At 71.1% G+C, this 13,034-nt stretch carries 12 protein-coding genes; 3 read left to right on the plus strand and 9 right to left on the minus strand.

The features are described from left to right. Nucleotides 1-40: 40 nt before the first annotated feature. The 4 genes from zwf to tkt are packed head-to-tail and all read right to left on the minus strand — an operon-like array spanning nucleotide 41 to nucleotide 6,630. Entirely contained in the window at nucleotides 41-1,585 is a 1,545-nt protein-coding gene (gene zwf / locus C8E84_RS02245) for a glucose-6-phosphate dehydrogenase (RefSeq protein WP_159899113.1), read from the minus strand. Further along, complete coding sequence (locus C8E84_RS02250; RefSeq protein ID WP_159899115.1) at nucleotides 1,582-3,237, minus strand: glucose-6-phosphate isomerase; 1,656 nt, start codon at nucleotides 3,235-3,237, stop codon at nucleotides 1,582-1,584. The genes zwf and C8E84_RS02250 overlap by 4 nt, the downstream gene beginning before the upstream one ends. Next, nucleotides 3,234-4,346: a transaldolase gene (gene tal, locus C8E84_RS02255; protein ID WP_159899117.1), complete on the minus strand. Its 1,113-nt coding sequence runs from the start codon at nucleotides 4,344-4,346 to the stop codon at nucleotides 3,234-3,236. Before tal ends, C8E84_RS02250 begins: the two co-directional genes overlap by 4 nt. Nucleotides 4,347-4,353: 7 nt before the next feature. Then, on the minus strand, nucleotides 4,354-6,630 hold the full coding sequence (gene tkt / locus C8E84_RS02260) for a transketolase (RefSeq protein WP_159899119.1): 2,277 nt from the start codon (nucleotides 6,628-6,630) through the stop codon (nucleotides 4,354-4,356). 152 nt (nucleotides 6,631-6,782) lie between these two features. Here tkt and C8E84_RS02265 point away from each other — a divergent pair, with 152 nt between their 5' ends. Next, a complete protein-coding gene (locus C8E84_RS02265; protein WP_246197032.1) occupies nucleotides 6,783-7,718 on the plus strand; it encodes a heme o synthase in 936 nt (311 codons plus the stop codon). Between the two features lie 415 nt (nucleotides 7,719-8,133). Here the strand turns inward: C8E84_RS02265 and C8E84_RS02270 are convergent, their stop codons facing one another. The 5 genes from C8E84_RS02270 to C8E84_RS02290 all read right to left on the minus strand — a co-directional run bounded on the left by C8E84_RS02270 (nucleotide 8,134) and on the right by C8E84_RS02290 (nucleotide 11,392). Next, on the minus strand, nucleotides 8,134-8,373 hold the full coding sequence (locus tag C8E84_RS02270; RefSeq protein ID WP_159899121.1) for a toxin: 240 nt from the start codon (nucleotides 8,371-8,373) through the stop codon (nucleotides 8,134-8,136). Next, nucleotides 8,370-8,615, minus strand: a complete 246-nt coding sequence (locus C8E84_RS02275; RefSeq protein ID WP_159899123.1) for a ribbon-helix-helix protein, CopG family — start codon at nucleotides 8,613-8,615, stop codon at nucleotides 8,370-8,372. Before C8E84_RS02275 ends, C8E84_RS02270 begins: the two co-directional genes overlap by 4 nt. Nucleotides 8,616-8,927: 312 nt before the next feature. Next, nucleotides 8,928-9,863, minus strand: a complete 936-nt coding sequence (locus C8E84_RS02280) for a COX15/CtaA family protein (RefSeq protein ID WP_246196728.1) — start codon at nucleotides 9,861-9,863, stop codon at nucleotides 8,928-8,930. A gap of 48 nt (nucleotides 9,864-9,911) precedes the next feature. Beyond that, complete coding sequence (locus tag C8E84_RS02285) at nucleotides 9,912-10,670, minus strand: ABC transporter permease (protein ID WP_159899125.1); 759 nt, start codon at nucleotides 10,668-10,670, stop codon at nucleotides 9,912-9,914. An 11-nt stretch (nucleotides 10,671-10,681) separates the two neighbouring features. Continuing rightward, nucleotides 10,682-11,392 carry an ABC transporter ATP-binding protein gene (locus C8E84_RS02290; RefSeq protein ID WP_159899127.1) on the minus strand — a complete coding sequence of 237 codons (711 nt, stop codon included), beginning with the start codon at nucleotides 11,390-11,392 and terminating at the stop codon, nucleotides 10,682-10,684. A 25-nt stretch (nucleotides 11,393-11,417) separates the two neighbouring features. Between C8E84_RS02290 and C8E84_RS02295 the strand changes: the two genes are divergently transcribed. Together C8E84_RS02295 and pssA are read left to right on the plus strand one after the other, a co-directional pair. Continuing rightward, nucleotides 11,418-12,092, plus strand: a complete 675-nt coding sequence (locus tag C8E84_RS02295) for a phosphatidylserine decarboxylase (RefSeq protein WP_159899129.1) — start codon at nucleotides 11,418-11,420, stop codon at nucleotides 12,090-12,092. Then, nucleotides 12,059-13,030 (plus strand): CDP-diacylglycerol--serine O-phosphatidyltransferase, encoded by a 972-nt coding sequence (gene pssA, locus C8E84_RS02300; protein ID WP_246196729.1) that lies wholly within the window; start codon nucleotides 12,059-12,061, stop codon nucleotides 13,028-13,030. Before C8E84_RS02295 ends, pssA begins: the two co-directional genes overlap by 34 nt. Nucleotides 13,031-13,034 lie beyond the last annotated feature (4 nt).

Consider the following 13,034-nt stretch of genomic DNA (forward strand, 5'->3'; position numbering starts at 1 on the left):
GGTCCCACGCCCTGCGTGGGCGAACTTGTGGGGGTGGTGATCACGGCAGCCTCCACTCTCGTCCGTCGCGCTGCATCATGGCATCGGCGCTGGCGGGTCCCCACGTGCCGGCGGGGTACTGCTCGGGCGCGCGCCCCTTCGTGGCCCAGTACTTCTCGATGGGGTCGAGGATCTGCCAGGAGAGTTCGACCTCCTCGTGGCGGGGGAAGAGCGGTGGCTCGCCGAGGAGGACGTCGAGGATGAGGCGCTCGTAGGCCTCTGGCGAGGACTCGGTGAAGGCCCGGCCGTAACCGAAGTCCATCGTCACGTCGCGCACCTCCATCTGGGCGCCGGGCACCTTGGCGCCGAAGCGCAGGGTCACGCCCTCGTCGGGTTGGACCCGGATGACGATGGCGTTCTGCCCGAGCTCCTCGGTGGCCGTGTCGGTGAACGGCAGGTGGGGTGCCTTCTTGAAGACCACCGCGATCTCGGTGACCCGCTTGCCCAGCCGCTTGCCCGTGCGCAGGTAGAACGGGACACCGGCCCAGCGGCGGGTGGCGACGTCGAGTCGGATGGCGGCGTAGGTCTCGGTGCCCGAGCCCTTGGCGACCCCGGACTCCTCGAGGTAGCCGACCACCTCCTCGCCACCCTGCCACCCCGCGGAGTACTGCCCCCGGGCGGTGCCCGTGGACAGGTCGGCGGGGATCCTCACGGCGGAGAGGACCTTCTCCTTCTCGAGCCGCAGACCGTGGGCGTCGAAGGATGCCGGCTCCTCCATCGCGGTCAGCGCGAGCAGCTGGAGCAGGTGGTTCTGGATGACGTCACGAGCGGCGCCGATGCCGTCGTAGTAGCCGGCGCGCCCGCCGATGCCGATGTCCTCGGCCATGGTGATCTGCACGTGGTCGACGTAGTTGGCGTTCCAGACGGGTTCGAACATCTGGTTGGCGAAGCGCAGGGCCAGCAGGTTCTGGACCGTCTCCTTGCCCAGGTAGTGGTCGATGCGGAACACCGAGTCGGCGGGGAAGACCTTCTCGACGATGGTGTTCAGTTTGCGTGCCGACGTGAGGTCGTGACCGAACGGCTTCTCGATGACCACCCGCCGCCAGGCGTCCCGGTTGGACGAGGCGAGCCCCGACCGCTCGAGCTGCTGGCAGACCGTGGAGAAGAACGACGGCGGGATCGACAGGTAGAAGGCGTGGTTGCCGCTGGTCCCGCGACGCTCGTCGAGGTCGGCGACGGTCTGCGCGAGCAGGTCGAAGGCGGCGTCGTCGTCGAACGTGCCGGGGACGAAGCGCAGCCCTTCGGCGAGGGTGCGCCAGACCTCTTCGCGAAACGGGGTGCGGGCCCGTTCCCGGACCGCCTCGTAGACGATCTTGCCGAAGTCCTGGTCGGCCCAGTCGCGCCGGGCGAACCCGACGAGGGAGAACCCGGGTGGCAGCAGCCCGCGGTTGGCCAGGTCGTAGATCGCCGGCATGAGCTTCTTGCGGGCGAGGTCACCCGTCACGCCGAAGAGCACCATCGAACAGGGCCCGGCGATTCGCGGGAGCCGCTTGTCACGGGGATCGCGCAGCGGGTTCTGGGAAGCCGTCACCCCGGCGGGGCTCATGCGCGGCCCCGGCTCAGCGCTGCCCGGACCTGCTCGAGGCCCTCGTCGTGTGCGGTGAGGTGCAGCCGCAGGACCGGCCGTCCGTGCTCCGCGAGCACGGCGGCGTCGCCGCCGGCCTGAGCGGCGATGAACTCACCGAAGGTGAACTCGCGCCCGGGCACCTCGAGGTCCTGCGTCGGAGCGGTCGTCACCTGGAGGTAGACCCCGGTCGCGGGACCACCCTTGTGGTACTGCCCGGTGGAGTGCAGAAACCGCGGCCCCCAGCCGAAGGTCGCCGGGCGCCCGGTGCGGTCGAACAGGTCACGGGCGACCAGTTCGAGGTCGGCGTCGCCGAGTCGGTCGAGGTAGGCCATGACGGCGATGTAGCCCTGCTGGTCGTCGAGCAGGCCGAGCAGGGTGTCGACGGCGGCGTCGACCGTCGTGGCATCCCCGAGCCAGTCGCCACCGAGCGCGGTGACCTCGACCGACCCGTCGGTGAAGGCCGGCTCGACCCCGGCGCCGATGCCGGCGTCGAGCAGCTCGCGGGCGGCCGCCTTGGCGCTCTCGACGTCCGGCTGGTCGAAGGGGCTGATTCCGAGCAGGCGCCCGGCCACGGCCGTGGCCGTCTCCCAGAGCATGATCTGGGCGCCGAGAGGGCCGGCCACGGTGACGAGTGAGGCGGCCGACGACGCCGACCCACCGGCATCCGAGGTGTCCTGCTCGCCGACGGAGTCGGACTCGGAGTCGGTGGCGACGAGGCGGACCACCGTGCCGTCGTCGTAGAGCGATGCCGGTGCGGAACCGATGGCGACGACCGGCAGGATGCCGGTGCCGTCCTTGCCGGTGGACTCGGCGATGAGCTGCTCGGCCCACGCGCCGAAACCGACGTTCTCGGTGCCGTCGTCGACGAGGACGAGCTTGTCGCGCAGCGGCTGGGTGCCGGCCATCGCCGCAGCCAGGCGCAGCGCAGGGTTGGCGTCGTCATCGGCGGCGAGCAGGTCGGAGACGGCCTCGGCGTCGTCGAGCAGGGTCTCGACGTCGGCCCCTGCCAGGGCGCTCGGGACCAGCCCGAACGCGGTCAGGGCCGAGTAGCGTCCACCGACCTGGGGGTCGGCGTTGACCACCCGGAAGCCGGCGGCGCGGGCGTCGTTGTCGAGCGGGCTGCCCGGGTCGGTGACGATGACCATGCGTGCGCTCGGGTCCAGTCCGGCGTCGCGGAAGGCCTGCTCGAAGGCACGCCGCTGGCTGTCGGTCTCGACGGTCGACCCAGACTTGCTCGACACGACGACGACGGTGCGGTCCAGGTCGGTGAGTGCCGCCCGCACGACATCCGGGTCGGAGGAGTCCAGGACGTCGATGGGCACCCCGGCGGTGGCGCAGATGACCTCAGGGGCCAGGGACGACCCGCCCATCCCGCAGAGGACCACGCGGTCGTAACCGGCTTGGGACAGCTCCTCGCGCAGGGCGGCGACCTCACCGATGAGGTGGCGGGAGGTGCGGGGAAGACCCGTCCAGTTCAGGCGCTTGGCCGACTCCTCCTCGGCGGCCGGCCCCCACAGGGTGTGGTCCTTGGCGAAGATCCTGCTTGCGACCCGGTCCTGGACCAGCGTGGGGACGTGCGTCGTGACGGCGTCAGCGGCTGCGCCGGTCGCGGTGACCTCGAGGGTGCTCATGACTGTGCCCTTTCCAGCTCACGGGTGACGCCCGCGAGCAATTCGTCCCACGCGGCCTCGAACTTCGCGACACCGTCGCGCTCGAGCCGGGTGGTGACCTCGGTGTAGGAGATGCCGAGTCGTTCGAGGCTGTCGAGCACCTCGGCCGCTTCGGCGTAGTGGTGGGTCACCGTGTCGCCGGTGACCTCGCCGTGGTCGGCCACGGCCTGCAACGTCTTCTCGGGCATCGTGTTCACGGTGCCCGCGGCGACGAGCTCGGTGACGTACAGCGTGTCCGGGTACGTGGGGTCCTTGACGCCCGTGGAGGCCCACAGCGGTCGCTGACGGTGCCCACCGGCATCCTCGAGTGAACCCCAGCGAGGCGTCGAGAAGACTTCTTCGTACGCCTGGTAGGCAAGCCGTGCGTTCGCCACGGCAGCCTTGCCGCGCAGCGCGGCTGCCTCGTCGCTGCCGAGCGCGTCGAGCCGGGCGTCGATCTCGGTGTCGACGCGCGAGACGAAGAACGACGCGACGGAGTGGATCGTCGACAGGTCGATTCCGTGCTCACGAGCCTGCTCCAGGCCGGTGAGGAAGGCGTTCATGACACCCCGGTAACGGTCCAGGGCGAAGATCAACGTGACGTTGACGCTGACCCCGGCGGCGAGGACCTGGCTGATGGCCGGCAGGCCCTCGGTCGTCGCCGGGATCTTGATGAGGACGTTGGGGCGGTCCACCGCAGCGGCGAGGTCGAGCGCCTGTGCCACCGTGGCGGCCGTGTCGTGCGCCAGGCGCGGGTCGACCTCGATCGAGACCCGGCCGTCGACACCGCCGGAGGACCGGTAGATCGGGGCGAACAGGTCGCAGGCGTCGCGCACGTCCTGGGTCGTGAGCGCCATGACGGCCTGGTCCGGGCTCGCGCCCGCCCGGGCCAGCTCCTGGACCTGGTCGTCGTAGGCGTGCCCCGCGGACAGGGCTGCCTGGAAGATCGAGGGGTTGGTCGTCACCCCGACGACCCCGTGGTGCTCGATGAGGTTGGCGAGGTTGCCCGTGGTCAGGCGTTCACGGGAGAGGTCGTCCAGCCAGACGGAGACACCGTGGGCGGCGAGGTCGGTGACGGCGGTGCTCGTCATGCCGACCTCACTTCCCGGCCGCGCTCTTGCGGCTTGCCGCCTTGGGGGTTCCCACGTCGGTGCCGGTGTCCTTGCGAGCCCGGGGTGCGGTCTCGGTCAGGCCGGGAACCTGCCCCGCCTTGCGCGCTGCCGCGAGGGAGTCCTTTGCCGCCTTGACCACGGCCTCGGGGGTGAAGCCGAACTCGCGGAAGAGGGTCGCGGCATCCGCCGAGGCACCGAAGTGCTCGATGCTGACGGACCGACCGGAGTCGCCGACGACGTCGCGCCAGCCCTGGGCCACCCCGGCCTCGATGCTCACGCGCGCCCGGACCGACGGGGGCAGCACCTTGTTGCGGTACGCAGCGCCCTGCTCCTCGAACCACTCACGGCAGGGCATCGAGACGACCCGGGCCGCGACCCCGGCCTTATCCAGCTGCAGTCGCGCCGCGAGGGCCAGCGACACCTCGGACCCCGTGGCGACGAGGATGACGTCGGGGGAGCCGGAGGACGCGTCGACGAGGACGTACGCGCCCTTGGCGACCCCGGTGGCCTTCGCGTGCTCGGTGCGGTCGATGACCGGCAGGTTCTGGCGCGACAGGGCCAGACCGGCGGGGGCGCCGCGCCGCAGGATCTCGGCCCACGCCTGGGCGGTCTCGTTGGCGTCCGCGGGGCGGACCACGGCGAGCCCGGGCATGGCCCGCAGCGAGGCGAGGTGCTCGATCGGCTGGTGGGTGGGGCCGTCCTCGCCGAGCCCGATCGAGTCGTGGGTCCACACGAACGTCACCGGCAGCTGCTGGATTGCCGCGAGGCGCACGGCGGGGCGCATGTAGTCGGAGAACACGAGGAAGGTGCCGCCGTACGGCCGGGTCAGCCCCTCGAGGGCGATGCCGTTGAGGATCATCCCCATGGCGTTCTCGCGGATGCCGAAGTGCAGGGTGCGGCCGTAGGGTCCGCCCTTCCAGGCCGGCGTCTGGCGCGAGGCCGGGATGAAGGAGGGCTCACCCGCCATCGTCGTGTTGTTGGACTCGGCGAGGTCGGCCGACCCGCCCCACAGCTCGGGCAGGGTTGCCGCCAGGGCGCCCAGGACCTTGCCGGATGCCGCTCGCGTCGCCAACCCCTTCGGGTCGGCGTCGAAGACGGGCAGCGACTTCTCGAAGCCTGCGGGCAGGGCGCCGTCGACGAGCCGGGTCAGCAGGGCGGCGCGCTCGGGCTGGGCCTTGCGCCACGCGGCGAACCGAGCGTTCCACTCCTTGTGGACGGCCTTGCCCCGCTTCTTGACCTCCCGTGCGTGGGCGAGCACCGCTTTGTCGACCTCGAAGCTCTTCGCCGGGTCGAACCCGAGGAGCTCCTTGGTCGCGGCGATCTCGGCGTCGCCGAGGGCCGAGCCGTGGGACTTGCCGGTGCCGCGGACGGTGGGTGCCGGCCAGGCGATGACCGTGTGCAGCCGCACCAGCGTCGGCTTGGTGCGCGAGCGACGGCTCTTGGTCAGTGCGGCGAGCAGTGCGTCGACGTCCTCGGTGTAGTCGGCGGTGCCGGCGGGATCGGCGCTGCGGCGCCAGTCGACGTCGATGACCTCCCAGCCGTAGGACTCGTACCGCATCGCGACGTCCTCGCTGAACGAGATGTCGGTGTCGTCCTCGATGGAGATCTGGTTCGCGTCGTACACGACGGTGAGGTTGCCCAGCTGCTGGTGGCCCGCGAGCGACGAGGCCTCGGCGGCCACGCCCTCCATGAGGTCACCGTCGGAGGCGAGCACCCACACGTGGTGGTCGAAGACGCTCTCGCCGGCCTTGGCCTCGGGGTCGAGGAGTCCGCGCTGGCGGCGCTGCGCCATGGCCATGCCGACCGCCGAGGCCAGCCCGGAGCCGAGGGGGCCGGTGGTGATCTCGACACCCTTGGTGTGGTGCACCTCGGGGTGGCCGGGGGTCAGCGACCCCCACGTGCGCAGCGCCTTGAGGTCCTTGAGCTCCAGGCCGTAGCCGCTGAGGAAGAGCTGGACGTACTGGGTGAGCGAGGAGTGTCCACAGGAGAGCACGAAGCGGTCACGGCCCAGCCACGCAGGATCGGACGGGTCGTGGGTCATGACGTTCTGGTACAGCAGGTAGGCCACCGGGGCCAGGCTCATCGCGGTGCCCGGGTGTCCGTTGCCGGCGTTCTGCACGGCATCGGCGGCAAGCAGCCTGGCGGTGTCGACGGCCCGGACGTCGAGGTCGGTCCACCCCGCCTTCTTCGCCACGGGGGCAGCGAGGTCGCTGCTGCGGGCGGCGGTCAGGGTCGAGGTGCGGCTGGCGGGCTTGCTGGTCACAGGAGCCTCTTTCGCGAAGACGGTGCACACGGCAGGTCGAGTCGTCGGCCAGCCTAGTGTCTGGGCCCGCCCGCGGTTCTCCGTGCTGACGGGCGGACGGCTAGAATCGCCGGACACCCTCCCGCACCTGCTCGAAGGACGACGTGGCGACCATTCCGACGACGACCGACTCCCCGTCGGTGCCGCCGCTCGCGCGACGCTCCACGGTGGCCAACTACGTCGCGCTGACCAAGCCGCGCATCATCGAGCTCCTGCTCGTCACCACCGTGCCGGTGATGTTCCTGGCCGAACGAGGCGTCCCCTCGGTGTGGCTCGTGGTCGCGACCCTCATCGGTGGCACGCTCAGCGCCGGGGCGGCGAACACCTTCAACTCGGTGTACGACCGCGACATCGACGCGCTGATGCACCGCACGAGCAACCGGCCGATGGTCACCGGCGCGATCACGACGCGCAACGCGGTGCTGTTCGGTGCCGCGCTGACGGTCATCTCCACGCTCTGGTTCGCGCTCGTCGTCAACGTCCTGTCGGCGCTGTTGTCCCTGGCGGCCATCGCGCTCTACGCGGTCGGCTACACGATCCTGCTCAAGCGCCGCACGTCGCAGAACATCGTGTGGGGCGGCATCGCCGGCTGCATGCCGACCCTCATCGGGTGGTCTGCCGTCACCGGCACGGTCGGCTGGCCCGCAGTGGTGCTCTTCCTCGTGATCTTCTTCTGGACCCCGCCGCACTACTGGCCGCTGTCGATGGCGTTTCGCGACGACTACTCCACGGCCGGGGTGCCGATGCTGCCCGTGGAGCGCGGACCGGTGGCCGTAGGCCGCCAGATCGTCGCCTACTCGTGGGTGATGGTGGCGACGTCGCTCGTCCTCGTCCCGGTCGCCCCCATGGGCTGGATCTACGTGGTGACGGCCGTGCTCTCCGGCGCACTGTTCATCGCCGAGGCACACCGCCTGCTGCGCGCTGCCCGGGGCGGCGCCACCGGTGCCGCCCTGAAGCCGATGCGGCTGTTCCACTACTCGATCACGTACGTGACCCTGGTCTTCCTCGCGGTCGCGGTCGACCCGCTGCTGTACTTCCCGCTGTCCTGAGCCGACCCCGGCGGACAGCGGCATTTCGGATGCCGGGAGCGGTGCGACGCGTCGTGGCGACTACCGAACCCAAGGATGCGAGTTGCCATCAGCAGCATCCGTCCGACATCACCCGTGCACAGGAAGCGCACCACGTGCGGCATGAGCGGACTTTATGAAGATGCTCGTCCGTCGGTGACCTTGTGGAACCACGCGGCAGCCATCTGCGCAGCCCCTGCAGCCGACGACATCTCGGCAACCAAGCCTCCGGCCGGCTGCGGGACGGATGCACTCAAGACCTGGAAGAAGGCCGACTCACTCGGTGTTGGTGGGGCATCACGCACGAATTCGAGTCTCTCAGGTGCGGTGCGTACTCGACCGCCGATCGGTATGGACGCTCACACTGCTCACGGCAGCTGCGTGTGTTCTGCTCCGCTCAGGGCAGAAGGTCGAGGTAGTGCTCGCGTGCTGGCATGGCGTGGATCACGAGCTCGTTGCCGTTTTCGAACACGAGCACGATCGTCTCGATGAGACGCGCATGGGTGTCGAAGCCGAGCCGCAGTTCGCGGTGTGGCCAGTCGTCGTCTTCGAGCGGCTCCACCCATTGCGCCCAGTGGGCTGCGTGGGCGTCCTCGGCGCCCATGCCATGCTTGAGGGCGCTGGGGTGGACGTTCACGCGGCGTAGTGGGCCAACGCACGGCGGATGGCTTCGGATCGGGTGAGGTGCTCACGTTCGGCGACTGCGTCCAGGGCCGCGATCTCGTCGGCAGTGAGGCGGACGGCGACGACCTGCATGGGCTCGGCGCCCCTGCCTGGCCGACCTCGGCCGCGGCGCTTGAGTGCCTCGACGTCGTAGCCAGCCTCGGCCTCGTCGACCCACTTCTCGATCTGCTCGTCGGTGACCTCGTCCTCACGCATGCGATTATCGTCAACGAAAACATGCGGTTGTGTCGCCAGGAACGAGTCAGGTGCCGGAGGCCGTCGCGGTCCACCTCCACGGAAAGGACCACTGTCCGCGTGAGGTGATGCAGGGGGCACGATAGGTCGCGCGTGATGCGTCACCTGGGTCGGGCCTGGCGGGTCGAGGGGTCGAGACATGCCCGGGATCGTCGACTCCGTCGGGCGTGTCTCGACCGGTCGATTGGCCAGGGCCAAACGTCCGACATTCGTCACGAGCGCGCGCACCACATCGGTGCCGTGGGCGGCCGCACGTTCCTCGTGTGGTCGACGTCAGCGCCGACGCAGCGCGAGGATGCCGTTGGTCAGCGCGACGACGAGCAGCGTCGCTCCCAGCATGTGCGCGATGACGAGCGCTTCGGGCAGGTTGGTGAAGTACTGCACGTACCCGACGACCCCCTGGGCCAGGCTCACGGCGAGGACGGCGAACCAGGCCCGCCCGGGTGCGCGGTCGGCATCCTTGCTCGTGAGGCGGGCGGTGAGCCAGGTGGCGACGACGAGGCCGACGAAGAGCATGACGAGGTCGGCGTGCAGCCACGAGATCGTGCGCGGGTCGAACCCCAAGCGGGCGGGTTCGTCCGCGTCGCCCGAGTGTGGCCCCGACCCGGTGACGAGGGTGCCGAGGAACAGCACGACCCCGCCGACCGCGGTGGTGGCCCACGCCAGGCGGGTCACGATCGGCGGGACGAGTGGTAGGGGGGCCGCGCCGGTCTCGTGCCGCGCGATCCACAGGTAGGACGCCGCTGCGACCAGACCCATCGAGACGAGGAAGTGCGCGGCGACCGTCGCCGGGTGCAGCCCGAGCAGAACCGTGATCCCGCCGAGCACGGCCTGGACGAGCACGCCGACGAAGACGGTCACGGCGGCCACCTTCATGGCTCGTCGTGGTGCCCAGCGCCAGACGGCGACGATGGTCGCGAGGGCCAGCAGCCCGAGCACCCCGGTGAGGGTGCGGTTGCCGAACTCGATCCACTTGTGGATGCCCTCGGCCTGGTCGATCGTCGGAGTGATCGAGCCGTCGACGCACTCCGGCCACGTCGGGCACCCCAGGCCGCTGCCGGTCACCCGGACCAGCCCGCCCGTGATGACGATCGCGACCTCGGCGACGAGGTTGGCCAGCAGGATCGGCGAGAGCCACCGGGAACCGGGCCGCAGGGCCTGATCCGTTCGGGGGCCGCCGGTGATCGGACTCGTGCTCGTGCTGGTCACGGGGTCAAGGCTACGGCGCGGGTCACAGCCTTCGACGCGGCGGGTGGTTCAGTCCGACCACCGGAAGGTCCGGCTCGCGAGCAGCGCAGCCACCACGCCCCACACCGCGAGCACGGCCCACTGGGCCAGCGGCCACCCGCCGTCGACGAGTGCCAGGCGCATCGCGTCGCCGAGGGCCCCTGACGGCAGGGCCGCGGCCACCGGAGCGAGGATGCCGGGAAGCGCGTCGGTGGGGGCGATCAGTCCCAGCCCCAGCAGCAGCACCCACACGAGGTTGGCGAGGGCGAGGACGGCCTCGGCGCGCAGCGTGCCGGCGAGCAGCAGCGCGAGCGCGACGAAGCAGGCACTGCCCAGCAGCAGGGTCAGTGCGGCGGGCACCAGCCCGGCCACGGGCGTGCGGGCCCCGAGAGCCAGCCCGAGTGCGCCGATCACGACGACCTGGACGCCCAGCACCGACAGCACGGCCAGCGCCTTCGCGGCCAGGAGCCCGCCCCGGCCCAGGGGAGTGGTGCCGAGCAGCCGCAGCACCCCGGCGCGCCGGTCGAACCCGGTAGCGATCGCCTGACCGGTGAAGGCGGTCGAGACCACGCACAGGGCCAGGGCCCCGGCGAGGGCCAGCTCGGCCCGGGCCCCCGGCCCGAGGTCGGGAACCGAGGACAGGGTCAGGCCGGCGAGGGCGAGAGAGGGCAGGATCAACGACACGAGCAGCTGTTCCCCGTTGGCGAGCAGCATGCGGGTCTCGAACGCCGCCCGGGACAGGACCCGGGCTCGGGCGGGTGCGGCTCCCGGTGTCGATGCGGTGCTCATCGGGTCGACGCTCATCGTGTCGCCTGCGCGGTGAGCTCGAAGTAGACGTCCTCGAGGGTGCGGCCGGCGCGCACCTGGTCCAGCGGGCCGTCGGCGACCACCGTGCCCGCCGCCAGGATGACGACGTGGTCGGCGAGCCGCTCGGCCTCCTCGAAGGAGTGCGTGGTGACGACGACGCAGGCGCCGCGTGCGGTCTCGCTGCGCACGAGGTCCCAGACGTCGAGCCGGGCATGCGGGTCCAGGCCTGCGGTGGGTTCGTCGAGGAAGAGCACGTCGGGTCGGGGGAGCAGCGCGGCCGCCAGGGCCACCCGCTGCCGTTGGCCCCCGGACATCCGCCGCACCGTGGTGCGGGCGAAGGCGTCGATGCCGAGCCGCGTGACCAGCTCGTCGGGTTCGACCGGTGCTGCGTACAGCGCCGCGAGGTGGCGCAGCAGTGGAACGGCGCGGCTCGTCGTCGGCAGGCCGCCCTCCTGGAGCATGACCCCGACCCGGGCGCGGTGCTGGGGGCCAGCCCCCCACGGGTCGACACCGAGGACCTCCACCGTGCCGGCATCCGGGCGTTGCAGCCCTTCGAGACACTCGATCGTCGTCGTCTTGCCGGCACCGTTGGGTCCCAGGACCGCGGTGATCTGACCCGCCCGCGCACCCCACGTGGCGCCGTCGACGGCCCGCACCCCACCGAAGGACTTGCGCAGATCGCGGACGGAGACTGCGGTGGCCATGTCGAGACATCCTAGGGTGGGGCGCATGACGCGCATCGACCGGGAGGCCGCCCCCGCCACAGCCATCGCCGCACTCCCATCCGTCGTCGCGCTGCTCGTGGGCCGGCGAGGGCTGGCGGCGGGTCTTGCGGTGCTGCCAGCGGCGATCGCGGCGTTCTTCCGTGACCCCGACCGAACCCCGGACCACCGCCCGGCGCCCGTCGACGACGTCCTGTCGCCCGCTGACGGCAAGGTCATGTACGTCGGCCCAGGTCAGGACCTCGTGGCACCCGAGGGGGAGTGGCAGCAGATCAGCATCTTCCTGTCCGCCTTCGACGTGCACGTCAACCGGGCGCCCTACGGCGGGCGCGTCACCGCGGTCGACTTCCGCCTGGGCAAGTGGCTGGCCGCCTACAAGCACGAGAGCGCCCACCTCAACGAGCGCAGCGACATCACGGTGGAACGCGTGGTCGACGGGCAGGTCCGACGGGTGCACTTCCGCCAGATCGTGGGCCTCATGGCACGTCGCGTCGTCACCCGGGTGTCCGTGGGCGACGAGATCGCCACGGGTCAACGGATCGGCCTGATGAAGTTCGGTTCGCGGATGGACGTGTTCGTGCCGCGGGAGTGTGCCCTGCTCGTCACGGCCGGTGACCGGGTGGTCGCGGGGGAGACCGTCATCGCCCGGTGGCTGGCGACAGCACCGTCGGTGACCTCGTGAGCACGCCCGCAGGGGGCCGGCGCCGCATCCTCGGCCGCTGGCGCCTCGTGTCGCCGAGCGGCGCACAGGTGGTGTCCCTTCGTCAGCTGCCCAAGCGCGAGCGGGCTCGGCTGATGGCGCCGTCGATGTTCACCACGCTGAACATGGTGAGCGGACTGTCGTCGGTGCTACTCGCCTTTCGCGGGCACTTCACCATCGCAGCCGCCCTCATCGCGGTCTCCATCGTCCTGGACATCGCCGACGGCTATGTCGCCCGGTTGATCGGGGCGACGTCCCCGTTCGGCCTCCAGCTCGACTCGCTGGCCGACCTCATCTCCTTCGGGCTCGCCCCTGCGATCCTCGTCCACACCTGGGCGCTGGACGAGTGGCCGATCCTCGCGTGGCTCGTCGCGTTCCTGTGGTTGGCCTGCGCCGCGTTCCGCCTCGCCCGCTTCAACGTCACCATCGACCCGGCCGCCGACAAGCGCTACTTCGTGGGGCTGCCGTCTCCGGGCGCCGCCGCCGTCGTGATGGCGACGATCTTTGCGCTCGACTCGCCGGAGTGGGGACCCGGTTCGGGCCCGTGGCGCGCGTGGTTCCCGCTCGTCGTGAGCGTCGTCCCGGCCCTGCTGATGGTCATGACGGTGCGCTTCCGGTCCTTCCGCAACCTGCTCGCGCCGCAGACCCGGGGCGCCCGCCTCACCACGGCAGCCACCGTGCTCGCGATCATCGTCGGGCTGGTCCTGGCACCCGGCCTCACCGCGGTGGTCGTCGCGTACGGCTACGTGCTGACCGCCCCGCTGGGCGTGCTGAGCGCACCCCTGCGCGAGCGGCTCCTCGGGCCGGAATCGATCGCACCACCGCGCACGAGGATGCCGTCCGTCTTCCTCCCGCTCGAGGAGGACGACGAGGTCGACGGTGCCCAGGCATCCGCCGTCGAGGGCCCCGACGAAGGTTAGGCCA

Source organism: Ornithinibacter aureus (assembly GCF_009858245.1).
In the GTDB taxonomy this organism is placed as follows: domain Bacteria; phylum Actinomycetota; class Actinomycetes; order Actinomycetales; family Dermatophilaceae; genus Fodinibacter; species Fodinibacter aureus.

Excerpts from the sequence above, each read along its gene's own strand:
- zwf (WP_159899113.1), bottom strand. The coding sequence starts at position 1,585 with ATGAGCCCCGCCGGGGTGACGGCTTCCCAGAACCCGCTGCGCGATCCC.
- C8E84_RS02250 (WP_159899115.1), bottom strand. The coding sequence starts at position 3,237 with ATGAGCACCCTCGAGGTCACCGCGACCGGCGCAGCCGCTGACGCCGTC.
- tal (WP_159899117.1), bottom strand. The coding sequence starts at position 4,346 with ATGACGAGCACCGCCGTCACCGACCTCGCCGCCCACGGTGTCTCCGTC.
- C8E84_RS02275 (WP_159899123.1), bottom strand. The coding sequence starts at position 8,615 with ATGCGTGAGGACGAGGTCACCGACGAGCAGATCGAGAAGTGGGTCGAC.
- C8E84_RS02285 (WP_159899125.1), bottom strand. The coding sequence starts at position 10,670 with ATGAGCACCGCATCGACACCGGGAGCCGCACCCGCCCGAGCCCGGGTC.
- C8E84_RS02290 (WP_159899127.1), bottom strand. The coding sequence starts at position 11,392 with ATGGCCACCGCAGTCTCCGTCCGCGATCTGCGCAAGTCCTTCGGTGGG.
- C8E84_RS02295 (WP_159899129.1), top strand. The coding sequence starts at position 11,418 with ATGACGCGCATCGACCGGGAGGCCGCCCCCGCCACAGCCATCGCCGCA.